Source organism: Synechococcus sp. GEYO (assembly GCF_900473955.1).
Taxonomy (GTDB): domain Bacteria; phylum Cyanobacteriota; class Cyanobacteriia; order PCC-6307; family Cyanobiaceae; genus Synechococcus_C.
In genome coordinates this window covers 115,838-138,389 of sequence record NZ_UCNL01000013.1, presented here as the reverse complement: position 1 = coordinate 138,389, position 22,552 = coordinate 115,838, and the positions used below count along the sequence as shown (strand labels likewise).

The following is a 22,552-nucleotide window of genomic DNA, read 5'->3' as shown; positions in this document are numbered from 1 at the left end:
TCTGGGTGTGCTCCCCTCTGGTGATTCCAGGTGGTTACAACAAATTGAGTCTCCTTCTTAATCGATTAAGTCTTCGGCTGGGGCTGCGTACTGCACTGTGGCGATTGCGTTTTCGCCGGCCCTGGTTATGGACCTATAACCCTCTCACAACCACTCTTCTTGATCTCAGCCCATTCGCTCGTACCGTCTATCACGCTGTTGATGCCCTGCATGAGCAGCCCTGCATGCCTAAGGAGAGGATTGAGACTGCTGAACGACGACTGTGCGCTGCGGTGGATCAGGTATTTGTGACTTCACCTGAGCTGGAGCGGCAGCTCTCGCTGTGGTCTCGTCGGATCCGCTTTGACCCCAATGTGGCCGATCAAGATCACTTCGCCCGGGCAATGACTCTGTCAATGGATGACATACCTACTGATCTTGCAGAAATTCCTGCTCCCAGGATTGGGTTTATGGGTGCAGTTAGTAGTTACAAACTTGATTTCACCCTGATTGCAGCGGTGGCTCGTGCACATCCCCAATGGCAGTTTGTGTTCATTGGGCCCACAGGAGAAGGGGAGCCCTATACCGATATCACCCTGCTTAGTGAGGAGCCAAATGTGCATTTGCTGGGCGCAAAGCCCTATGGGAAGTTGCCCGAATATTGCGCTGGCTTCGATTGCGGCTGGCTTCCGCTTCGCTTTACGCCATACACCCAGTCGATGTTTCCCATGAAGTTCTTTGAATACCTCGCTGCAGGTTTACCAGTGGTGGCGACATCGATTGATTCACTTGTTCAGTTTTCCGGTGTCGCTTTGCTCTGTGAGCCTGAACTAAAAGCATTTTCGAAGGCCTTGGAGCAGGCTCTTTCAAGCACTGGAGCCAGTCTGGATGTGCGACTGGCTCTGGCTGCACAGCACACTTACACCGCCAGAACCCGGCGGATGCTGATGGCATTGGAGACAGCGTCTTGATTCAACCCTCTCTGAGCGTGATCACGGTCTGTATGAATCGTCAGCAGCATTTGCTGCAGACAGCTCAACGGGTCGCGGCGTGGCCACATCACGCCGAGCATCTTGTTCTGGACTGGAGCAGTCGCTCCGCTGTCGATCGCTCGCAATTGCCAAGGGATTCTCGTTTAAGGCTGGAACGTGTGGAGGGAGAACCCCGCTGGAACCTTTGCAGGGCCTACAACCTGGCGGCACGGCTGGCTCGAGGAAACTTGCTGCTGAAGCTTGATGCTGATTGCTGGCCAGAAGAGTTGGACCTAAAGGTGTTCGCACAGGAATATCCTCTTTGTTGGTTTGGCTCCGGCCCCGATGGTCGTCTTGGACAGTTTTTGATCTCTCGAGCAGCGTTCGAAGCGGTTGGTGGTTTTAACGAGGTGCTCCAGGGTTATGGATTTGATGACAAAGATCTGAAGGCTCGCCTCATGAGCCAGGGTTTTTCACTCAATGCATTACCAAAGAATGCGATCGGTGTGATCGCGCATTCCATCCATGAACGTGTGAGTCGCGACCATATTCTCCATCACGAATCATCAGGCTATGAAGAGTCTCTGAGTTTTGCCCAGCGACGGGCGACGGCGATGAGCAATCGTGTTGCGGCTGCGCATTGTCCGTGGACTTCTCAACGTCAGCCCACTCGTTATCAACGGCTTGAAGACCAAAGCTGGGTGGCTGAATCGTCTTCTTTACCTGTTCTGGAACCGGCTGCTGCTGCAGAGCTCGATCGTCTTCGTCGTCAGGTGTTCTGGTCTCGTTTCCTTGAACTTCCAGAACTGCATGTCAAAGTTTTGCCAGTCAAGTTGTTGCCCCCTGATCACGGTGGCAGCTTTCAAGTGCGTTGGTGGCATCGCCTCTACTGGCATACATTTCGGCGTCTTCTGCGTTTGCCTGTGAGCCTGCTCGCTTCTTGTCGAGGAGGTTTGAGGCGATTCCAGTGATTTCGCTGTTTGAATATTCGAAGATTGCCTTTCGTCTTTGCAGACAGCGGTGGCACTGGTGGTGGAATCGGGATCGGATCAATCAGTTGCAGGACGATGTTTGGCTTGCATTAAGTGATGGGCAGATTGCCATCGCAGTTGTCTTGTTGGAAGAACAATTGCAGAGTTATCAATGGCATTTTCAGATCGAAAGCCTGTTGTTCAAGCGGGATACTCGTCCTAAGTCTTTGTCAGTGACATTGGAGTTACTTGAATGCTTATGGAGATCTCAATTTCTGCTTGCCCATCAGAGCTTTTATGCCGGCATTGCTATGACTCATTCAGCTCTTCTGGTCGGAGATGATGTCAGATTGGGCGAATTGCGCCCTTGGTTGGAAAGTGCTGCAGCTTTGGACGTTTTGAATGCCTCGTTTGAATCTGAGTGTCTGGTACGTAATAGGGAGAGTCATTTTAAACAATGTGTATCAGCAAGATGCTGTTTGCTTCAGTGTTGCTTTGCGGAAAAATACCCTGATAAGGCTTACATTTCTGCAATTGGCAGGGCGAACTTGCGCTTGCTTGAGCAACTCGATTCGGCTCAATTGTCTGCTGATGTTCTTTATCGAAGTAGCAGTAATCTTGTGCGTGGTTTGCTAGCTCTGCCACTTCAGTCTCCCGAATTAGTGCGCGCGGAACTGCAGCTCAAGCGACTTCAGAGCACAATTGATCATCCTCGTTTTGTGCGTTCTCGCCGGCGCGCGCAAGAAAACCATGAAAATCTGATTTCCCAAGCCTTACGAGTGTTGAAGTTGGTGAATGATCAACGACTGAATGCTGCCGCTTCACTGCGTCTTGATCTGATTATTAATAGTGAAGCCAGCGCCGTGCGACGGGGTGCTGAGATCTGGTCTTATCAACTGGAAAGTAGTTGACGATGGCAAAGATTGTCTTGCATATTCATCATCTTGGCCTGGGTGGCGCAGAGCGCGTTGCCCTTAATTGGCTCATTTGGCTGCATCAAGAGGGACATCAAGTTTGGCTGTTGCTTGGCGATGCATCGATGGAGGAATTCTTCTCAGTTCCTGAGGGAGTCACTGTGTTGTTACCGCCAACAGGATCTGGTTTTGGCACAGTTTCAACTGCAATTTGGTTAAGGCGATTTCTCAATCAACTTCGCCCGGATTGTGCGATTGGGATGACAGCACGCCCTGCTTTGAATCTGTTACTCGCAAGTGCAGGTCGCTCATGGCCCGTTCTTGTGGCCGAACGGAATTTTCCGCCAGCGAAGCCACTCCCGGCCATTTGGGTCTTATTACGTCGTTGTCTCTATCCAAAGGCGAGGCTGCATCTGGTCCAGACCGAGAGAATCGGGGCCTGGCTTGAGACTCATGGTTTGGCGCGTCGTCTGGCATGTGTACCGAATTCGGTTCACTGGCCTTTGCCAGAGCAGGAACCTCGCTTGAGTCCCGATTCTCTGGTGCCTAGTGATGCACATCTACTGCTGGGGGTTGGAACGAAGCCGCAACAGAAGGGCTTCGATCGGTTGTTGATCGCATTTTCAAGGCTCGCAAGCCAAGCTTCTGGATGGTGGCTTGTGCTGCCTGGTGTGTCAGAAGATCATCCTCAGATCCAGGCAATTCTGGAACAGATTCCTGGTTCCAAAGCGTGGCGACATCGGCTGCTGCTTCCCGGTCGCATCGGCAACCTGCAGATTTGGTACGAGCGAGCGGATTTATTCATACTCAGTTCTCGCTACGAAGGATTCCCCAATGTGTTGCTCGAAGCGATGGCGGCCGGCTGCGCTTGCTTGGCTTTTGATTGTCCTACTGGCCCCCGTGAATTAATCGAGCACCAAAAAAATGGTTGGCTTCTCGATTTGGAGGTTTCTGAAATCAAGCAACAGCAAGAGTTCGAGCGTTCGCTTTGGCGATTGATGGAAGATCCTCAACTGCGTCAGCGGCTCGGGCGTGAGGCTTCTGAAGTGCGTAGCTCCTTCTCTGAAGTGAATGTGCGTGAGCGATTTCTAGCGGCTGTGAACAGCTGTTTAGAACCAAAGGTGTTGGTGTTTGCGCCGACAAGGCGATCACCAACGGAAACGTTCGTCCGAGCGAATCTGGAGAGCATGCCTCTCCAGCAGATTGCCTATTTCGGCGATGAGTTCGGGCTTTGCTCCAGATTGCCCCTTGGACAGCGTCTGGGTCAGCTGGTCTATGGCACGTCAGTTCTGATCAGCAAGATCTGCACCCGCTTGGGCTGGCAGAGACTCTCCACCATTTGTCCGTCGTTGGTGGCATGGGTGTTGATCCGTTCGCATCGCCCGGGTGTGGTGCTTGCAGAGTTTGGCTTCCATGCGGTGCGCATGATGGATGCTGCGAAGTGGAGCGGTATTCCGCTTGTGGTGCACTTCAGAGGTGCAGATGCTTTTGCAGATCGTCGTGTGAGGTGGTTGGGTGAGCGCTACCGAAGACTCATGCAACTTTCAGAGGCTTTCATCGTAAAAAGTCAGCCTATGAAAATGGTCCTTGGGGCTTATGGAGCACCCCTCGCAAGCATCACAATCAGTCCATCAGGAGCGGACCAGGAGCTTTTCAAAAAGGCTGATCCTGCTGCTGCGTCCCCCACTGTTTTGTTTGTAGGACGTCTGGTGGAAAAGAAAGCACCTCTCGATGCTCTTGAAGCATTTGCCGAGGCGTGCCGTTCCTCTTCGATTCCCTCTCGTTTGGTGATGATCGGGGAAGGACCCCTCCGAACGGCAGTTGAAGCCAAGGTCAGAGCACTTGGCCTCGAGTCTCAGGTGATGCTGCTTGGACTGCAGACACCATTCCAGGTCGCTGAATGGATGAGATCTGTCCGTTGTCTGCTGCTTCCATCACGGGTTGCGACTGATGGTGATTCCGAGGGTTGTCCAGTGGTGGTGCTCGAGGCTCAGGTTTCAGGACTTCCTGTTGTGGCAACTCGTCATGCCGGAATTCCCGAAGTCGTCCTGGAAGGACGCACAGCTTTCCTTGCAGAAGAAGGTGATGTGAAAGTGTTAGGTCGTGGCTTGGCTCAGCTCCTTGAAGATCCAGAGGTGGCAGGGCGAATGGGAAGCGAGGCGAGAAATTATGCGAGATCGCGTTTTACAGTCGCTCACCACATCAGTACCGTCGCAGATGTACTGCGTTCAGCAGCACGAAGTTTTCAACGCAGATAAAGCACCATGAACCAGCGCAGTTGGATGGCCCAGATCAGTAATGGGATAAAGCCGAGCATTCCAGGTCCAAATATTGCCGATCGTTTTCCTGGCAGCACTGTCGTGAGAGCTCCGATCCATCCCAGCACGATTGCAGGCATGAAATGAATGCCGTACACCCAGCCATGCTGCGCGACTGATTGAGTCAGTAAAGGAATAAATAACCATGCCCCTCCTGCAGCAAGAGTGAGCAGGATCTGTCGTTCGATGCACCTCAGTCGTGCCAGCACAATGAAGAACAGCACGATGCCGAGGATCCAAACCGCGCAATGTTCGACGTAGATCTGGCTCTGCTGGAGAAAGCCAGGAATACCCCCTGAACGTTGGTCGTAAATGAAATCAAGAGCATCGAAAATCCCGTCATGAGCGCCCATGCTGTTGGTCATGCCCATACGGTCCATCAGTTGGCTTCCATAAAGCTTGTGGGGCAAAATTGCCCTTGCAATTAACCGTTGAATCCAATAGAGAATGATGCCCAATAAAGATCCTGGTACCAGTGCTCGAAGAGCAGATTTCAGGCGTTGTTCAGATTTAAAAAGTTGAAGGATCAACAAGGTGATCACATTGGTCACCCCGAAGACGGGATAGATCCAGGAGGTCAAGAAACCAAGCGCAAGACTTAGCCTTGGAACTCTTTTTTGTTCTGATCGTCTCAGCCAAAAACCTAGGCTCAAGATTGTGGCGAGCCAGAACGTCACTCCTAGATAGTCGGGTTCATCAACCATGCAGAACCGCAGCATGGATTCATTGGTAACCGTGATTGCATACGTGCTGATCACCACTATTTCGTTGACGATACTTTTTCGTATTCCTGTGGAGAAAGCTTGAAAACATAGTCGAGCTATTCCTGCAAGTAGAAAACCATTTAAGCTTGTAAGTAGGAGGGAATAGGAGAGCTTAAATGCTGGATAACCACCACTGCCTACGAATTTGTAAGCAACCCATAAATGCAGCAAATGAAGGGGAGTTTTGCTTTGATATAAACGCGTTGGCTCCACATCGGCCGGAATGTAACCCTGCCCCCAGCTGAACATTCCAGCCATGGACCAGAAGCCATGGTTCTCCCAGGCTTGAACTGCGTTGAGGCCTTCTGTCCCGTAATCAAATAAGTGCTCAGCGAGTCCCTGGTCGATCAATCTCCAATAGGTGAAGGCTGTCAACAGGGGAATCGTGATGAGCGAAAGCCAGGGCAATTCCCTCACCTTCCATTTTTCAGGAAGTGATAGCCGGCGCATACTTGCTGAAAACTTGGATTCGGAAAAAGAGATTACCCCGCGCGTCCAGATTCAGGCAGAGGCTTTGTAGCCTCGTCGCATGAGTTTTCTTGCAGGCCTCAATGATGCCCAGCGTCGGGCGGTCGATCACCACGAGGGTCCTTTATTGGTGGTTGCGGGTGCTGGCAGCGGTAAGACACGTGCCCTCACGCACCGCATTGCACATTTGATTGGGGAACACGGAGCTGATCCGTCCGAGATCCTCGCGGTGACCTTCACGAACAAGGCTGCCCGTGAGATGAAGGAGCGGCTGGAGTTGCTCCTCGCTCAACGGCTGGCCCAGAGTCAGTTCGGGCAGCCCTGGAGCACCTTGCCGCAGGTAGAGCAGCGTCAGCTGCGCTCGCGCATTTTCCGCGAGGTCACCAAAGAGCTGTGGATCGGCACCTTCCATGCTCTGTTTGCGCGCATGCTGCGCTACGACATCGACAAGTTCAAAGACAAGGATGGACTCACTTGGACGAAGCAATTTTCGATCTACGACGAGGCCGATGCCCAGAGCCTCGTAAAGGAGATCGTGACCCAGGAGCTACAGCTTGATCCCAAGCGTTTTGAGCCTAAAAAAGTGCGCTGGGCGATTAGTAATGCCAAAAACCAGGGCTGGCTTCCGGATCAGATGGAGGCCAATTCCGAAGGGCAGAGGGGCAAGCTTGCAGCAGATGTTTACCGCCGCTATCGCAAGGCGCTGGCTGCAAATAACGCACTTGACTTCGATGATTTGCTGCTGCTTCCCGTGCAGCTGCTGCAGCAGAACGAGCAAGTGCGCAGGTATTGGCATCGTCGCTTTGCGCATGTGCTGGTTGATGAATATCAAGACACCAACCGCACCCAGTACGACCTGATCAAGCTGTTGGTGACCGATGGCAAGGATCCCCAGTGTTACGACAACTGGTCGGGGCGTTCAGTCTTTGTGGTGGGAGACGCTGATCAGAGCATCTACAGCTTCCGCGCCGCTGACTTCACGATCTTGATGGGCTTTCAGGACGACTTCGGCGATCAGGCACCTGATGAATCCACGCGCACGATGGTGAAGCTGGAGGAGAACTACCGCTCCACCGCCACGATTTTGGAGGCTGCCAATGCTCTGATTGCTCATAACAGCGAGCGCATCGACAAGGTGCTGCGTCCCACCCGTGGCGAGGGTGAATTGATCTCGCTCACCCGCTGCGATGACGAAATCGCCGAGGCCGAAGCCGTTGTGCATCGTTTGCGCATGATGGAAGCTGCCAATCCCGAGCTGAGCTGGGGGGATATGGCTTGTCTGTATCGCACCAACGCCCAGTCGCGAGCAGTCGAGGAATCCCTGGTGCGTTGGCGGATCCCCTACGTGGTGGTGGGTGGTTTGCGCTTCTACGACCGGCGTGAGATTAAGGATGTGCTCGGCTATTTGCGCTTGATGATCAACCCAGCTGACACCGTCAGCCTGCTGCGGGTGATCAACGTGCCGAAGCGCGGCATCGGCAAAACCACAATTCAGCGGCTGACGGATGCGGCCAATCAGCTGGGCATCCCGCTCTGGGATGTAGTGAGTGACCCTGAAGCGGTGCGCTCCTTGGGAGGTCGCTCCGCCAAAGGGCTGTTGCAGTTCTGTGAATTGATCAATGGTCTGAGCGAGCGTGTTCACAACACGGCGCCTTCGGAACTGATTCAGCAGGTGATGGAGCAGAGCGGCTATGTGAGCGAGCTGATTACTGAGGGCACGGATGAAGCTGAGGAACGTCGCCGCAATTTGCAGGAGCTGGTTAATGCCGGTTTGCAATACCAGGAAGAGAACGATGAAGGTGATCTCGAGGGTTTCCTGGCGTCGGCAGCTCTGGCCAGTGATGCCGACAGCAAAGACACCGCTGCCGATCGGGTCACTTTGATGACCCTGCACAGCAGCAAGGGGCTGGAGTTTCCTGTGGTGTGTCTTGTAGGGATGGAGCAGGGACTATTCCCCAGTTATCGATCACTCGATGACCCCGCTTCACTGGAGGAGGAACGACGTCTCTGTTATGTCGGTATGACCAGGGCCAAGGAACGATTGTTTCTTTCCCATGCCAGTGAGCGCCGTCTCTGGGGTGGCATGCGTGAACCGGCAGTGCCCAGCGTGTTTTTATCCGAGCTGCCAGAAGCTCTTTTGCAGGGTGAGATCCCTCGCTCAGGGGGCGCAGCGATCCGTCGTGAACAGCGCTTGGATCGGCTCACCCGTGTGGATCGCGACAAGCCCAACAGCAGTAGTGCCCCGGCTAATGCCGTTAGGCGCCGTCAGGCCGGCCCTGCACCTGGTAAGAGTTGGGGTGTGGGCGACCGGGTGATCCACAGCAGCTTTGGGGAAGGCGAAGTGACGCACACATTCGGGACTGGTGAAAAGGTGTCGATCGCTGTGAAATTTGCCGGGATGGGGCCGAAGATCCTCGATCCGCGATTGGCACCAATCGAGCCTGTTGATTAATCAGTGACTCAGTAAACGAGCCAGGGCTTTCGCGTCAGGTTGTTCACTCAGTCCCCAATAAGGATCGAGCAAGGCGTTGACTGTGGTCTCCTGTAACTCAGGCGGGAGCGTCAGTGCCTGTCGTAGCTCTTGGCTGAGTCGCTGTCGCTCAGCCCATTCAGCTTCTTCCTCCCTCGCCTTTTCTTGGTTGAGTCGGTGCAGGTGCTGCATTGGTTCTACATCGATCCAATGCAGCTTCTTGTTCAGGGCTGTGCCATAGCCAAGGTGTGTGCCAAAGGCATTGCTTGCCATGCCGTCACTGAGTTCCAGCAGTGTGCGCATTGCATCCAGAAACCAGGCGTTAGAGCGGTGGCCGTTGCAGGCCTTGACCCAGCTTTCGGGCAGGGGCAGTTCTTCCGGGTCTTTCCAGTGGCGGAGCCACACCACCTGCTGGTAGTTCTCGATTTGGGCGATCGCCTCGACAGCACTGATGCAGGCATCGAGATCCATTGATCGTTCAACCTGATCCCAGCTATGGGCCAGCACGACCAGCAGGGTCTTCCCCCAAAGCTGCCTTTGAGCTGCAATTTGATTTGGAGTCAGCAGTGGTTTTGCGAAATTGATCCAGGGGCCGATTGCATGCGCAGGCACGCCGTATTCTTCCCGCAACCATTGGGCTCTCCGAGAGCCCATGCAGAAGTATCCACGTCGGGCCCATGCCTTGGGTAGTTCGAAACGAGAGCTACGAGACACCTTGAGGCCGTGTTCCAGAAGCACCGGCAGTGGAGGCCCCACCAAAGGCAGCCCCGCGAAGCGCTTCAGCTGTAAGTCATGTCCGTAATGATGCGAGGAGGATTCTCTTTCACGTCGGTTTGGAGTGAAGAATTTTTTTTTGCTGTGCGGATCGCTGAAGTTGCCCTGGTGCCAGAGATCACTGCACAGATTGGGTTGAAGGGGTGTTGCTTGGTATCCCTGATGCACTAATCCCCTCCAGGCGGAGAGAGCGTTCCATTCGGCCCGAGCTACACGAGAACCAAGCAGCCTTCGGCTTAGGCCAATCGCCCACCAGCGCAGGCGGTCGCGGAAGGCGAAAAATTTCATGGCGGCAGACAATTCATCTGAAGTTAGGTTCTTGCTATCGCTGGAGATGATGCGGATGACTCAGGTACAGCTTGGTGAGATCACGATTGGTAATTCCTTGCCAATGGTTTTGCTTGGTGGAGTGAATGTGCTGGAAGACGAAGCGTTCGCGCTTCGTTGCGCGGGCCACTACAAGCAGGTGTGCGGCCGTCTAGGAATTCCTCTGGTCTTCAAAGCCTCATACGACAAGGCCAATCGCTCTTCGATCCACTCTTACCGAGGGCCTGGCTTAACGGATGGCCTTCGCATCCTGCAAGCGGTGAAAGACACCTATGGCATTCCAGTGATCACTGATGTGCACAGTCCAGAGGAGGCAAAGGAAGCAGCCAAGGTGGCCGACATCATTCAATTGCCCGCTTTTTTGGCTCGGCAGACTGACTTGGTCGAGGCGATGGCCGCTACTGGTCGGGTGATCAACATCAAGAAGCCGCAATTTCTCAGCCCAGACCAGATGCGCAATGTTGTTGAGAAGTTTCGTGAATGTGGCAATGGTCAGCTGCTTCTGTGCGAGCGCGGAACGAATTTCGGTTACGACAACTTGGTGGTCGACATGCTGGGATTTGGGGTCATGAAGCGCCATTGCGACGACCTGCCGCTGATTTTCGATGTCACGCATGCTCTGCAGTGTCGTGATGCCGGTGATGCCGCCTCCGGCGGCCGCCGCTCTCAGGTGCTGGATTTGGCAAGAGCTGGGATGGCTGTAGGCCTAGCCGGTCTGTTTTTAGAAGCGCATCCCGATCCGGAGCAGGCTCGCTGTGATGGCCCAAGTGCTTTACCCCTGGATCAGTTGGAACCATTCCTGAGTCAGCTGAAAGCAGTGGATGCACTTGTGAAGGGGTTGCCATCTTTGGACATCCACTAGTCGCATCGGTTGCGACTGCCAGGCTTACGCTCTTCTGGTGACCTGATGCTTCTGATGACCAGCGTCCAGCCGCTGCCGATCTTTATTGGTTACGACCCTCGTGAGCGAGCAGCGACCAATGTGCTGATTGACAGCCTGTACCAGCACAGCTCGATCCCTCTAGCAATCACACCTCTGGTGACACCACAGCTGGAGTCACAGGGCATCTACCGACGTGAAAAGGATCCCAAACAGAGCACGGCTTTTTCTTTCACCCGTTTTTTAGTGCCTCATCTCATGGGCTATCGGGGTTGGGCCCTGTTTATCGACTGTGACATGCTTTGTCGCGCGGACATCAAGCGTCTCTGGGATCAGCGCGATGACCGTTATGGGGCTATGTGCGTGCAGCACGAGCATGTGCCTGGTGAGACCGTGAAGTTTCTTGGTGAGGTGCAAAGCGCCTACCCCAAGAAGAATTGGAGTTCGCTGATGCTGCTCAACTGCAGCCGCTGCACCAAGCTCACGGTGGATTACGTCAATACTGCGAGCGGTTTGGAGTTGCACCGTTTTCACTGGCTCGAAGGTGATCATGAAATCGGCGCCATCGATGGTGGTTGGAATCACCTTGTTGATGTGCAGACGCCACCAGAGATCCAGGATGATTCACCAATGCTGCACTGGACGCTGGGTGGGCCCTGGTTCAGAGAACAGCGCACGATGGGTGGTCCGATGGCTGCTGAGTGGTTTTCGGCCAGGGATGACGCCATGAAGCTTTGGGACTAATGACGATTCAACACTCCGTCGTTGCAGTACCTGCACGACTGGCTTCCTCTCGCTTACCCAACAAGGTGTTGGCAGACATCGGTGGCAAGCCAATGATCCAGCGGGTGCTTGAGCAGTGCGCCAAAGCCAAGGGGCCTGGGGATGTGGTGCTCTGTACCGACAGCAGTCGTTTGCAGGAGCTTGCTGAACATTGGGGTTTTCCTGTGTTGATGACCTCCGAGGCCTGCACTTCAGGGAGTGAGCGGATTGCTTCAGTGGCCGATCAGCTCGTCGCTAGGGCCTGGGATGAACAAGCTGAGCGATGGGATCACGTGACCCGTGTTCAGCGCTTGGCCAGCACCGCGGTGATCAATGTGCAGGGAGATCAGCCCTTCCTAGATCCTGAGGTGATCACGGCAATGGCGGCTGAATTTGCCCGACTCGATCCCGCTCCCGCCGTAATCACGCCGGTGTATCGACTCAAGCCCGACACCATTCACAGTCCAGCTGTTGTCAAAACGCTGCTCGCCCACGATGGTCGCGCCCTCTACTTTTCACGTTCCGCCATTCCTCATGTGCGGGATGTTCCCTCTTCGGAATGGCATCAGCACACCGATTATTGGGGCCATGTTGGGATGTATGGATTCCGCGGTGATGTACTGGATGCCTGGGATCAGCTACCAACATCACCACTCGAGGATCTAGAGCGGCTTGAGCAGCTTCGCTTGATCGAGGCGGGTTACACGATTGCCACTTTTCTAGTGGAGGGGACGTCCCTATCTGTCGATACAGCAGACCAGCTAGAGCAAGCCCGGCAGATCGCCACTGCAGGGAGCATTGTGTGATTAAGACCACTCGGGCAAGGTCACTCTTAACTCAAATTCTTTTTTATCTCCCCTGGCTGCTGGGAATTCTGGTGTGCCTGGGTCTCTTCAACGGCGCGCTTGATCACCGCGGTAATTCTCTGGATGACCTGAATCTCCTGTCTCATTGCAATTTGCGCTTGCTGGATTCGGTGCGCAGTTGGAAAGAGCTGGGTTTCTGGCAATTGGGCGGATTGATGTCATTCCGCGTTTCTTTGACGTCCCTGCCACCGCCGACCGATTTGTATTCCTCACAGTCGACTCTGTACGTGGTCCCACACTTCTTCGCTTATCAATTTGGCGGAGCGGCTGCGTTCTGGCAGATGATCCGAACCTCGGTCTATACGGCTGCTGGTGCGATGGCCGCTGCGGTTGCAATGCTCTCCTGGCTGATCATCGAAGAGCGGATTCACCAGGCCAAGGTTCCAAGTTTCATGAAGGGTCTGGTGCTGTTTGCGGCCTTTGCTGCCACGTTTCCGAGTGAAGGCCTGTGGGCCGGAGTCTGGAACAGTGATGATCGTGCTCTCTCATCGGTGCTGCTAGCGCTGGCATCAGCGAGTCTTGCGCTTGCGGTGCGTTTTCATAAGGCGCTCTGGCACCGGATTGCTGCTTTCCTGCTCGTAACAGCCGCTCTGGGCTGTCCTCGGCTGGGCGTGATGACCGCAATCACGATTCTGATTGGTCGCTATGGCCTGCCAAGACGAGACCGAGCAGTGAGAGCAATCATGTCTTGGTCGATGGCGCTTGCTTTGCTGGGAGCCAGCGCTGTTCATTACATCCGAGTGGGCCTTGTGGATCTCACAGGTCGATATGTCCTGGATGGCTCCTCGTTACTCGATCGTTTCGGATTGATTCACAAGATGCGGGGCAAGGGCCAGTCGGATCTTGATTACGAATCGGTTTGGCAGGCTTTTGGTTTTGTCTGGCGTCAGTCGGAACTGATGATTCGATCCGACTGGCGACTCCGTGGTCTTGAGAACGTTGAGCATTTGTTGTTCTATTTGCTGGCCGCAGCTGGTCTTGGATTGCTTCTGTGGCAGATGCATCGTGGAGCGTCGGTTTATTTGGCGCCTGTGTCTCTTGTTTCTGCACCTCCATTGATCTGGGGTGTTCTGATCAATCAATCGGTCGCGGAGCACCCAGATATTCACGCCATCACCTGGGTTGTTCCCTTGTCACTGGGCCTGGTGCTCCTGCTTGAGCGGATTGTGCGGAGCACACGGAATCGTTTCGGCGTGTTCTGGGCTGTAGTGGTTGGTGCCTGGATCGCGTATTGGTTCTTCCTCTGGCAGGTCCAGTATTTCCTGCGCTCTTATCCAGGCCTGCGCGGTGCTTACCCAACCTGATCGGAATGCGCAGTCTGTCCCACCTGGTCTCAGCTGTTTATCGTCGTCTGCAATTACGGCGCTACCGAGGCTGGATGGTTCGAAGGCAGCGCTCTTCTCGCTGTCTGCTTGCCTATATGCCTACCAGGCAGCAGGGATGGATTCTGGATTTCCTGTGGAGGGATTTATGTCAGGAGTTGAAGCAGATCCCTGAGATTGACTCAGGAGTGGTCTCGAGTTCCAAGCAACTGAAAGCCGCTGTCCGTGGGCGTGATGTGTATGTGGTTGCCCTGAGTATTAATGATCTCAAGACCTTGCTGGATCAAGGTTTCCCGCCAGAGAGAATTATTTTTTATCACACTCATGTGCGGCTAGGAGTTGAGCTCCAAAAGCTGGATCTTTTGCACGCCGTCTTGGTTCTCAACGGCTTTGAGCGAGAGCTCGTTGCCCTGCGCAAGGTGCCGCGCCAGCGCATTCACCTTTTTCCCGCTGGCTTCAATCCCGCGCTGTTTCACCTGCCGGACTCGTCAAGTCCCAGATCAATTGATGTGTTGTTTGTTGGGCGCTATCGACAGGGAATTAATGGCTATTACCACCAGCGCAAACGTTATCTATTCCAGGTCAATCTGGCTGAGCGGTTAGTGCAGCAGGGCCTATCGGTTGCTTTCCTTGGTAAGGATTGGCAGCACTGTGAGTACTCTCTCGATCCTCGTGTTCAGTTGCTGGACTTGGCCCACAACAGATACGGGATGATTTATGCAAAAACCCGCCTGGTTTGTTCTGTCGCTGGTCAAGAGGGAGGACCAGTCTCTTTTATCGAGGGGCTGGCTTGCGGTTGCCTGATGGCGTCGGTCCCTACTGGGTTCATCAATGACCTCCAATTGTCACAAGCTGCCTGCTGGACTCTGCCGTTGTTGGCATCGGAGCAAATCTGGGCTGAGCAGATCGTTCATATTCTTGGCGAGCATCACCAGATCACAACTGCTGAACAGGCCATCCGAGATCGTTATTTGCTTGATGCTCGATTTAGCTCACTAGCTCAGCAGTTGGTGTCTATTTGTTGGCCTTGCCAGCTAGAAGATCAGACGTTTTGAGTGTCGTTTAATCATTGCGATCGCGCCAGCCTCGGCGGCTGAGTTCTTCCCAGCATCTACGGCTTTGAAGCAGGGCTTCGGCTGCTTCTCGAACAGCGCCATGGCCACCGCATCGGTTCAGCACCCAGTCAGCTTGCCGTCGCACTACCTGACAGGCATCAGCGGGAGTAATCAGTAAGCCGATCTGATCGCGGACCGCCAGATCATTGAGGTCATCGCCGATGAATGCGGTGTACTCCTTGTCAATATTGAGCTCTCTTTGCAACTGCTTTAGGGCAGACGGTTTGTCTTTGATCCCCACGAGGCAGTGTTCAACGTCAAGTTGTTTGGCGCGCACTTCCGTGGCCCCACCTTGCCCTCCGCTGAGAAACGCCAGCCTCAATCCTGCTTGTTGGAGCAGGCGGATGCCAAGGCCATCGCGCACATCAAAACGTTTTTGTAGATTTCCCGAGGAGTCGAACCACAGTCCTCCGTCGGTGAGCACGCCGTCAACATCGAGAACCAACAGTTCGATTGTCTTCAGCTTTTTCTGGAGTCGGTGACGCCGAAAGCTCCTCAGCGGGTTGTTCATGCCAAGCCTGCCTGTACCAGGTCGTGGAGTCTCAAAAGTCCCTGAAGCTGACCCTCATCATTCACCACAGGCAAAACTGTGACCGGCTTGCGTCGGTTGTGTTCCATGGCTTTCAGCGCTTCCACCGCCAGCACAGTCGTGGTGGTGGTGATTGGGTCGGGGGTCATGAGATTGGCCGCCGTGAGGCCAGGCCACTGAGCGGAAGGTTGATCCCTCAGGGCTCTGCGTAGGTCGCCATCGGTGATCAGGCCAAGTAAGTGGCCTGGATGCCGGGGATCTTCCACCCAAGCACTGCCGACGGCTCCACGGGTCAGTGTCCCGATCACTGCATCCAGTGGCGTATCAGGAGCCAAAGGCGTGAGCTGGTCTGCTTTCAGCATCAGGTCAGCAGTGGTCATGGTGAGCTGCTTCCCGAGGGAACCTGCTGGATGGTTGGAGGCAAAATCAGCTGGTGAGATGCCGCGTCTTTCCATCCAAACCGCTGCAAGAGCGTCACCGATTGCCATGGCGACAGCAGTGCTAGCGGTAGGGGCGAGGTTGAGGGGGCAGACTTCTTTGTCCACACTGGCTTCCAGCACTACATCGCTGCCGTTGGCTAAAGAAGAGTCGGACTTGCCTACTAGTGCAATCCTGGCGGTGCCCCGCCGAATCAGGTGGGGAAGGATGGCTAAGAGTTCGCTTGTTTCGCCGCTATTGGAGAGCAGCAGGCAAACATCATCGGGTGCGACGACTCCAAGATCGCCATGGAGAGCGTCCAGTGGGTTGAGGTAGAGGGCCATCAACCCAATGGAAGAAAATGTGGCTGCGATTTTGCGGGCCACAATGCCGCTCTTGCCGACCCCGGTGATCACCAGCTTGGCTTTGCGATCAGCGCAGCGTTCAAGGAGTTGAAGGGCATGTTCCACCTGATCGCTGCGCAGTCGATCCGCTGCAGTGGAGATGGCTCCTGCCTCTTCCTGCAGGCAGCGAGTGAGTGCAGACAAACGGCTGATGGAGATAATTAGGTGAATTCTCCTGCACGCTGCCACCGATGGAACCTCCGGTGCAGCCAGTGTTGGCGATGGCTCTGCCCGGTATCGGTCCATCACTTCTCGCATTGCTTGCGGAGCAAGCGGCTGCCTTAGGCATTACAAAGGTGGCTTTGGTGGGCGGTGCTGTGCGTGATGGTCTGCTTCATCACGTCCATCGCGATCCCTGGAGAGGTTGTCCTGATCTCGATTTCGTGGTTGAGGGAGATGCTGTTGCCCTGGCCGAAGCCTTGCTGCTGAGAGTGGGTTCCGAGCGAATGCCACGACTCCAGACCCATCCTGCTTATGGCACCGCTGAGCTTGAAATAGATGGGCTGGTTCTTGATCTCGCCAGTGCGCGTCGGGAGTCTTACCCATCGCCGGGTGCGAATCCTCTGGTCATGCTTGGAGATCTTGAGTCGGATCTCGATCGGCGTGATTTCAGCATCAATGCGATGGCGATGGTTCTCGGTGAGTCTTCAATGGAAGCCGGTCTGATCGATTTCCACGAAGGCAGCCAAGATCTGGAGTTCAGGGAGCTGGCCTTTCTGCACCCTCGCAGCGTTGCGGATGACCCCACCAGAGTGGTGCGTGCTGCTCGCTACGCGGCCCGTCTTGGCTTCACTCTTAGTTCGGATGCACTGGCTCAGGTTGCCAGGGGTGTGCAGGATTGGCCATGGACTTGGCGCTCTGGTGATCCTGCCAATGCTGCACCGCCTGCTCTGAGTACCCGCTTTCGCATGGAGCTTGAGCTGTTATTCGCAAAGGAACCCTGGTCCCACGCCCTGCAGTTCCTTGAAGACTGGGGGGCTTTCCCACTACTTGATCCGCAGTTGCAAAACGATCCCCGACGCATGCTGCGCTTGCGTCGGGCAGCACGTCTTGGCTTGCCTTTATTGCCGGCTCTCCTACTTGGTGCCGGCGCACCTCTTCAAGTTGCGGAGCGGCTTCAACTTCCCTTGCAGCAGATCCGCTGGCTTGAGCAGGTTCAGGAGATTTTCATGTGGTTGGGATCTGATGCGATGCAGGCTCCAGAACTGTCCTGGACGCCAGTGGATTGGACTGAGTCGCTTGAGCTTCAGGGTTGGAGTGCGGAGGCAGTTGCTCTGGCGGTGGCGGGATCTGAGCGGCACTGGCGACCCTTGCTCAGATGGTGGGGACGTTGGCGTCATCTGACCTCACCAAAGTCGGCCAAAACGCTGATCGCTGAGGGCTGGCGTCCTGGGCCCCAACTAGGAACTGAACTGAAACGACGACGACGACAGGTGCTGGAGAGGAGCCGATGAATCGACGTTGGATCGAGATGGCGGTTGTGCTGGCCTGTGCGGCCTTTGCGTTGCGCAGTTTGGGGTTAATTGACGCCACCAGCCTTTGGAGCGATGAGCTTTACAGCGTGGGTAAGAGCTTTCAGCCCAGCTATGTAGATCTTTTGGCCCAGCTGCGTCAGGACACTCATCCCCCCCTCTATTACAGCCTTCTCTGGCTGTGGGGCGTTGTCGCTGGCCAGAGTGGGCTGAGCCTCAGGTTGTTGTCTTGGCTGGCCTATGTCGCCGGCGGCTTGTTGATGACCCGACAGGCATGGGATTTAGCTCCCCCTTCCCGGCATCGTTCTGCACTGTTGCTGGCGGCGCTGATGGCCTTTTGCAGTCCTTACCCGCTCCGCTTCTCCATTGAGGGAAAGAGCTACGCGTTGCTAACTGCTCTGGTGGCCCTAGCTTGGTGGTGGCGGCAACGCCGCCAGCCTGGGCTTTACGGACTGGCCGTTCTTCTAGCCAGCCTGACACATTTTTATGGCTTGTTTTTGTTTGCGGCCACGGCGTGCTGGGATGCTGCGCGTCACCGCACCTCTCTCTCTGCAGCAGCCGTTTTGGCTTTATTGCCGTCGGTTGGTTGGGTTGCTTATGCCTGGAAATACTTGTTTGGTTCGTCTGCAGCGTCCTGGATAGGCAGGCCTGATTTTGCTTTGCTGGAAGACACATTGGCGCGAGCGCTCGGTCCCTGGCCGCTCCCCAAGCTTGGGGTGATCCTCATCTTCTTCTGGGTGCTGAGGCGCTGGGGCTGTCAGTCTGCGTGTCGGGATGAGGAGTTTTCCCTCAAGCAGGCTTTGCTCGACTGGAGTGGAGTGATTCCTTCGACTCTGATGGTGATCGGGGTAGTGGCGGTGTCATTTGTGAAGCCGTTGGCCTTCAGTCGCTACTTCATTGTTTTAGTGCCGGCGTTTTTACCCTGGTTGGCGATTCAGGGTGCGCAGCTTTCTCTCAACCAACGTGGTAAGCGGTTCAGCCTGATCGCTTTGTTGCTGGCTCTTGGTTTGTTTTGGTGGCAAGGGTTTGAACCTCTTCAGGCTCGAGGACTGGATGCCAGCCGAGAGTCCGATAATTTCCGAGCCGTCAGTCAGGTCACTGCGGGAGAGCCTTTTCGCTTTGCGCCACGTCCTCGCTTGTTTAATCTCAGCGATCAAATCGAGCAGGCAGCAAGTCGTTTACCAAGGTTGGGCGGCTCTTGGGGAGATGAGGATGATTTGGAGGAGTTGCTCAAGAAAAAGCCTTTTCCAGATGTAATCTGGATCGCTGCGAGTGGTCCAGAAACTGTCATGCGCAGTCGATTGCTTCCATTAAATGCGTTGGCGGAGTCCAATGATTATCAATGTCAAGTCAAGCCGCAAATACCCTCATTCACCCGGATTTTTGTCTGTCAAAGTGCGAGGTAATCATTGATTTACAATCCAACAATTTCGACTTAATGTTTTCTGCTAAAGAGATTCTTTTGGCCGCTTAAAGAACTCATGCCTGTTGCCCAGCTTCAGCTGGGAATTAATGAATATTTCTGTAATATGTTGTCATCAGCCTTGGTTGATTGCGGATTTAAAATTTAGTTTTTTAGGCATTGGTTTGTTTGTTTTCATCGTCGCTTAAAGTATCTAGCTGATTTGTGTCCCTATCTAACTGAGCCAATACGTGTCCATGGCCCAGCGCGACATAGTTCTTTCCCCAACTCTGTTGGGCATGCCAGCGCCAGAGGGCCGCAGGTTTGTGGATCCACGAGAATCTCTCTAATGGCCTGCCATGACGTCTGGTCATGATTGCTTATGCGCTGACTGGTGAGCTGGATGCAGGCCGGAGTCTCAGCCCTGGGATCCAGCCGAGACCAAGCCATGCGGTTCGAGGGAGCAAGCGTGCTGCAGATACCTTTTTTGATTAGGGCCAATGTTCCCTTATAAATGGGAATTGCATCTACATCCAAACTGAGTCTTAGTCCTGGATCGCTGGCATCGAGCATTTCTCCAAGATGTCCGATTAATCCAAAGCCAGTGATATCAGTACAGGCATGAATGGCATCTGGAAGCATGGCTTCTAGATGCAGTAGGTGCTGCACGATTTTGTGTTGGCTTGTCTGCATTGAAACAAGAGCTTGCTCTATGTCACGGGGATTGGCTTGCCCAGTCATGGCTGCCGCAAAAAGAACGCCGCTACCTATCGCCCGACTGAGCAGCAGTGCATCACCTGCTTGTAGGCCACCTTTTTTCCAGGGTTGTTGATTAGGAGGTCGTTGCCCATTCACTACCAGGCTGACTTGTATCCCAAGGCTGATCTGCATGTTCGAGGGATCTCGTGATTCGAGAGTGTGACCTCCTAGAAGGCAAGCGTCTTGTTCTTTAAGTGCTGCCCGAATTCCTGACAATGTCTCTCTCAAGAGATCTTGCTGAAGCTTTGCATCAACTGCAGGCAATGTGATGAGAGCTTGTGCGTTGTCGACCTCAGCTCCGCTTGCCCAAAGGTCCGAGCAAGCGTGCAGAGTAGTGAGGTAAGCGTTGAGCCAGGGGTCACTTACCAAAGCAGGGAAGCCATCCACGCTCTGAACAACAGAGTCATTGATCAAGACTGCATCGTTTGGATCATTGCCAAGAGCAGCTAACCCTGCCTCCCTTAAGCCGTTTTGGAGTGTTGACGCTGGAAGCTTGGCTGCACAACCTCGGCAGGCCATGCTGGGCTCATCAGCGCTGGTCATCTTGATGTTCGTTTTGAACATTGCAATGAAATGGCGATCGAGTCGCTGTTTCCATTGCCAGATCCAGGGATAAGGACCTATGCAGAGATTGCCCCAAAGAGCCCAAGCGCTGCCTTGTTTTGCGCTGCTTGGATGACCAACCAATTGCAGAGCTCGTCGTTGGGGGTTCCATTTCTGCAATGGTCTCTTGCAGCTTGCGGCCTGTAGGTTGCGAGCAAGAACAAGGGCAGCGCGGACGGCCCAAACTCCAGATGGTGGACGCGGATGCTTGTCGATGACAGCGCAGTCGCCACTGGCAAAAATGTTGCGATGACCCAGCGCCTGCAGAGTTGGTTCGGTGCGTACTCTGCCTGCGCTGTTACAGAGCAGGCCGGACGCTTGTAGGAATGTGGGTGCCACGCTTCCAGTGCAAAGTAAAATAGGTCCTTCCTCCGGTAATTGCTCTTCGGTAATCAGTCGGATGTTTGCTTTGCGCAGGGCTGGGTAGAAATGGCGATTTCCTTTGCGGTTGTGAATCACTAGTTGGATACATCGTGTCGGCCAGCGTTTGCGTAAGCCAAGACAGATTTCAATAGCTGCCAGACCACTGCCTACAACACTGAAGGGACTTGCAGGGGCATTGGATGCTGTTCCGACCTCCTCTTGAATGAGCTTTAAAGCCCCCCAAAGCGGTTTGATAGGTATGCACCGTTTTTGATAAATTAGTGCATCCGGGTGAGGACTATTGCAGCCGAGATTAAGGCTAAGAATCTCGTAATGAAGTGATCGATGTTCACTCAGGTAAACGTTGTTGTTCTGCCAGTCGAGGCTTTCAATTTTGGCTTGAATGAAATCAACACCCGCCTGACTTGCAAGGTGCCGTAAGTCAATCGAAGCTTCCGTTTCCTTGTAAATCCCACTTACAACTCCAGGAACCATGCCCGAGTAAAGGGCGCTGCAGCGTTGGTCGATAAGGCAGATGCGACCTTTTGGGCGCTTGCGTGGCTGCATGGCCCAGCGGCGTAGGGCCAGAGCATGGCTGTGCCCACCACCAGCCAGCACAAGACTGCTCATCCGAGATCGCCGTAGCCTGACGGATTGGCTGATTGCCAGGCCCAGCCGTCTAGGCAGATGTCATCGAGCGTGCGTTGAGTTCGCCAGCCGAGTCGGTGTAGAGCTGAGGCGGGATCAGCAATCGTGATGGCTGCATCGCCATCTCGGCGGCCGACTACTTCGTAGGGCACTTTGCGGCCGCTTGCCTGTTCAAAGGCCTGCACTACCTCCAGCACTGAAGCTCCCTGACCACTGCCCAGATTGAGGGTAAGCACTTGAGCTGGTTCAGCGAATAAACACTCGAGGGCCGATCGGTGGCCTTCCGCCAGATCCATTACATGAATGTAATCGCGTATACAGGTGCCATCTCTGGTGGGCCAGTCGCCTCCAAACACCTGGAGAGATTCGCGCCTGCCCACGGCCACTTGACTCACGAATGGGAAGAGGTTGTTGGGTCTACCGAGTGGATCTTCTCCAATTGTGCCGCTGGGGTGCGCTCCCACGGGATTGAAGTAACGCAGGCAGGCAATGCGCCATTGATTGGGATCACTGGCGGCAAGGTCGTGCAGCAGCTGTTCAACCGCTGCCTTGGAGTGGCCATAGGGGTTGATGGGCTGAATGGGTGCTGTCTCTGGGATGGGTGTGGTGTCCGGGTAGCCATAGAGCGTGGCGCTGCTACTGAAGACGAGGGTGCGGCAGCTATGGGAGTCCATAGCTGCCAGCAGACACCCTGTCCCAGTGAGATTTACGTTCCAATATCGCAGCGGCTCGCGCACTGATTCCCCAACGGCTTTCAGGCCGGCGAAATGAATGACGGCTTCAATCGGTTTGCCGCGCTTGCAGGCTGTATTGAACAGTTGCTCAAGGCATTCTCTGTCACCGATGTTGCCCTGGACGAGCTCCAAACGCTCTCTTTCACCGTTTGCAGAGAACGACAATTCGGCTAGCGCGGCCACCCTCTCAAGTGCAACTGGAGAGCTGTTGCTGTAGTTGTCCAGAACAATCAGGCTGTGCCCCTCTTGCAGCAGCACCAAGCAGGTGTGGCTGCCGATGAAGCCTGCGCCTCCAGTGATAAGTAATTGAGCCATGCTCA

The 22,552-nt window shown here is 54.5% G+C and carries 18 protein-coding genes; 12 read left to right on the top strand and 6 right to left on the bottom strand.

All coding sequences use genetic code 11. The annotated features are described in order from the left end of the window. Window positions 1–5 precede the first annotated feature (5 nt). The 4 genes from DXY37_RS12600 to DXY37_RS13815 are packed head-to-tail and all read left to right on the top strand — an operon-like array spanning window position 6 to window position 5,093. Window positions 6–950: a glycosyltransferase gene (locus tag DXY37_RS12600; RefSeq protein WP_244277147.1), complete on the top strand. Its 945-nt coding sequence runs from the start codon at window positions 6–8 to the stop codon at window positions 948–950. Window positions 951–967: 17 nt separating this feature from the next. Continuing rightward, window positions 968–1,921, top strand: a complete 954-nt coding sequence (locus DXY37_RS12595; protein WP_256377382.1) for a glycosyltransferase family 2 protein — start codon at window positions 968–970, stop codon at window positions 1,919–1,921. After that, window positions 1,918–2,832 carry a hypothetical protein gene (locus DXY37_RS12590; RefSeq protein ID WP_115126972.1) on the top strand — a complete coding sequence of 305 codons (915 nt, stop codon included), beginning with the start codon at window positions 1,918–1,920 and terminating at the stop codon, window positions 2,830–2,832. The genes DXY37_RS12595 and DXY37_RS12590 overlap by 4 nt, the downstream gene beginning before the upstream one ends. A 2-nt stretch (window positions 2,833–2,834) precedes the next feature. Beyond that, window positions 2,835–5,093 carry a glycosyltransferase gene (locus DXY37_RS13815; protein WP_115126971.1) on the top strand — a complete coding sequence of 753 codons (2,259 nt, stop codon included), beginning with the start codon at window positions 2,835–2,837 and terminating at the stop codon, window positions 5,091–5,093. Here DXY37_RS13815 and DXY37_RS12580 read toward each other — a convergent pair. Then, entirely contained in the window at window positions 5,081–6,367 is a 1,287-nt protein-coding gene (locus DXY37_RS12580) for a hypothetical protein (protein ID WP_115126970.1), read from the bottom strand. The genes DXY37_RS13815 and DXY37_RS12580 overlap by 13 nt on opposite strands. 79 nt (window positions 6,368–6,446) lie before the next feature. Here DXY37_RS12580 and DXY37_RS12575 point away from each other — a divergent pair, with 79 nt between their 5' ends. Beyond that, the gene (locus DXY37_RS12575) at window positions 6,447–8,837 is read left to right on the top strand and encodes a UvrD-helicase domain-containing protein (protein ID WP_115126969.1); all 2,391 of its coding nucleotides are present in this window, start codon (window positions 6,447–6,449) and stop codon (window positions 8,835–8,837) included. Here DXY37_RS12575 and DXY37_RS12570 read toward each other — a convergent pair whose 3' ends face one another. Next, window positions 8,838–9,917 (bottom strand): hypothetical protein, encoded by a 1,080-nt coding sequence (locus DXY37_RS12570; RefSeq protein ID WP_115126968.1) that lies wholly within the window; start codon window positions 9,915–9,917, stop codon window positions 8,838–8,840. A gap of 49 nt (window positions 9,918–9,966) precedes the next feature. Between DXY37_RS12570 and kdsA the strand changes: the two genes are divergently transcribed. The 5 genes from kdsA to DXY37_RS12545 are packed head-to-tail and all read left to right on the top strand — an operon-like array spanning window position 9,967 to window position 14,841. Beyond that, window positions 9,967–10,818 carry a 3-deoxy-8-phosphooctulonate synthase gene (gene kdsA / locus DXY37_RS12565; RefSeq protein WP_115127053.1) on the top strand — a complete coding sequence of 284 codons (852 nt, stop codon included), beginning with the start codon at window positions 9,967–9,969 and terminating at the stop codon, window positions 10,816–10,818. 54 nt (window positions 10,819–10,872) lie between these two features. Next, window positions 10,873–11,580 carry a hypothetical protein gene (locus tag DXY37_RS12560; RefSeq protein WP_115127052.1) on the top strand — a complete coding sequence of 236 codons (708 nt, stop codon included), beginning with the start codon at window positions 10,873–10,875 and terminating at the stop codon, window positions 11,578–11,580. Then, on the top strand, window positions 11,580–12,404 hold the full coding sequence (gene kdsB / locus DXY37_RS12555; RefSeq protein WP_115126967.1) for a 3-deoxy-manno-octulosonate cytidylyltransferase: 825 nt from the start codon (window positions 11,580–11,582) through the stop codon (window positions 12,402–12,404). Before DXY37_RS12560 ends, kdsB begins: the two co-directional genes overlap by 1 nt. Beyond that, window positions 12,401–13,768: a hypothetical protein gene (locus tag DXY37_RS12550; protein ID WP_136975616.1), complete on the top strand. Its 1,368-nt coding sequence runs from the start codon at window positions 12,401–12,403 to the stop codon at window positions 13,766–13,768. Before kdsB ends, DXY37_RS12550 begins: the two co-directional genes overlap by 4 nt. 5 nt (window positions 13,769–13,773) lie before the next feature. Further along, window positions 13,774–14,841, top strand: coding sequence for a glycosyltransferase family 1 protein (locus tag DXY37_RS12545; RefSeq protein WP_115126965.1), 1,068 nt, complete (start codon window positions 13,774–13,776; stop codon window positions 14,839–14,841). A gap of 7 nt (window positions 14,842–14,848) precedes the next feature. On the opposite strand, the gene DXY37_RS12540 is transcribed toward DXY37_RS12545, so the two are convergent. Both DXY37_RS12540 and DXY37_RS12535 read right to left on the bottom strand, forming a co-directional pair. After that, the gene (locus tag DXY37_RS12540) at window positions 14,849–15,412 is read right to left on the bottom strand and encodes an HAD family hydrolase (RefSeq protein ID WP_115126964.1); all 564 of its coding nucleotides are present in this window, start codon (window positions 15,410–15,412) and stop codon (window positions 14,849–14,851) included. Further along, complete coding sequence (locus DXY37_RS12535; RefSeq protein WP_115126963.1) at window positions 15,409–16,395, bottom strand: SIS domain-containing protein; 987 nt, start codon at window positions 16,393–16,395, stop codon at window positions 15,409–15,411. The genes DXY37_RS12540 and DXY37_RS12535 overlap by 4 nt, the downstream gene beginning before the upstream one ends. Before the next feature lie 77 nt (window positions 16,396–16,472). On the opposite strand from DXY37_RS12535, the gene DXY37_RS12530 reads away from it, so the two are divergent. Next, on the top strand, window positions 16,473–17,705 hold the full coding sequence (locus DXY37_RS12530) for a CCA tRNA nucleotidyltransferase (protein ID WP_115127051.1): 1,233 nt from the start codon (window positions 16,473–16,475) through the stop codon (window positions 17,703–17,705). After that, complete coding sequence (locus tag DXY37_RS12525; RefSeq protein ID WP_115126962.1) at window positions 17,702–19,129, top strand: hypothetical protein; 1,428 nt, start codon at window positions 17,702–17,704, stop codon at window positions 19,127–19,129. Before DXY37_RS12530 ends, DXY37_RS12525 begins: the two co-directional genes overlap by 4 nt. A 227-nt stretch (window positions 19,130–19,356) precedes the next feature. Here the strand turns inward: DXY37_RS12525 and selD are convergent, their stop codons facing one another. Next, complete coding sequence (gene selD, locus DXY37_RS12520) at window positions 19,357–21,480, bottom strand: selenide, water dikinase SelD (protein ID WP_115126961.1); 2,124 nt, start codon at window positions 21,478–21,480, stop codon at window positions 19,357–19,359. Next, a complete protein-coding gene (galE, locus tag DXY37_RS12515; RefSeq protein ID WP_115126960.1) occupies window positions 21,477–22,547 on the bottom strand; it encodes a UDP-glucose 4-epimerase GalE in 1,071 nt (356 codons plus the stop codon). Before galE ends, selD begins: the two co-directional genes overlap by 4 nt. Window positions 22,548–22,552 lie beyond the last annotated feature (5 nt).

Bases quoted from the DNA above. Each gene is read 5' to 3' on its own strand.
- DXY37_RS13815 (WP_115126971.1), top strand. From the start codon at position 2,835: ATGGCAAAGATTGTCTTGCATATTCATCATCTTGGCCTGGGTGGCGCA.
- DXY37_RS12580 (WP_115126970.1), bottom strand. From the start codon at position 6,367: ATGCGCCGGCTATCACTTCCTGAAAAATGGAAGGTGAGGGAATTGCCC.
- DXY37_RS12575 (WP_115126969.1), top strand. From the start codon at position 6,447: ATGAGTTTTCTTGCAGGCCTCAATGATGCCCAGCGTCGGGCGGTCGAT.
- DXY37_RS12570 (WP_115126968.1), bottom strand. From the start codon at position 9,917: ATGAAATTTTTCGCCTTCCGCGACCGCCTGCGCTGGTGGGCGATTGGC.
- kdsA (WP_115127053.1), top strand. From the start codon at position 9,967: ATGCGGATGACTCAGGTACAGCTTGGTGAGATCACGATTGGTAATTCC.
- DXY37_RS12560 (WP_115127052.1), top strand. From the start codon at position 10,873: ATGACCAGCGTCCAGCCGCTGCCGATCTTTATTGGTTACGACCCTCGT.
- kdsB (WP_115126967.1), top strand. From the start codon at position 11,580: ATGACGATTCAACACTCCGTCGTTGCAGTACCTGCACGACTGGCTTCC.
- DXY37_RS12545 (WP_115126965.1), top strand. From the start codon at position 13,774: ATGCGCAGTCTGTCCCACCTGGTCTCAGCTGTTTATCGTCGTCTGCAA.
- DXY37_RS12540 (WP_115126964.1), bottom strand. From the start codon at position 15,412: ATGAACAACCCGCTGAGGAGCTTTCGGCGTCACCGACTCCAGAAAAAG.
- DXY37_RS12530 (WP_115127051.1), top strand. From the start codon at position 16,473: ATGGCTCTGCCCGGTATCGGTCCATCACTTCTCGCATTGCTTGCGGAG.
- DXY37_RS12525 (WP_115126962.1), top strand. From the start codon at position 17,702: ATGAATCGACGTTGGATCGAGATGGCGGTTGTGCTGGCCTGTGCGGCC.
- selD (WP_115126961.1), bottom strand. From the start codon at position 21,480: ATGAGCAGTCTTGTGCTGGCTGGTGGTGGGCACAGCCATGCTCTGGCC.
- galE (WP_115126960.1), bottom strand. From the start codon at position 22,547: ATGGCTCAATTACTTATCACTGGAGGCGCAGGCTTCATCGGCAGCCAC.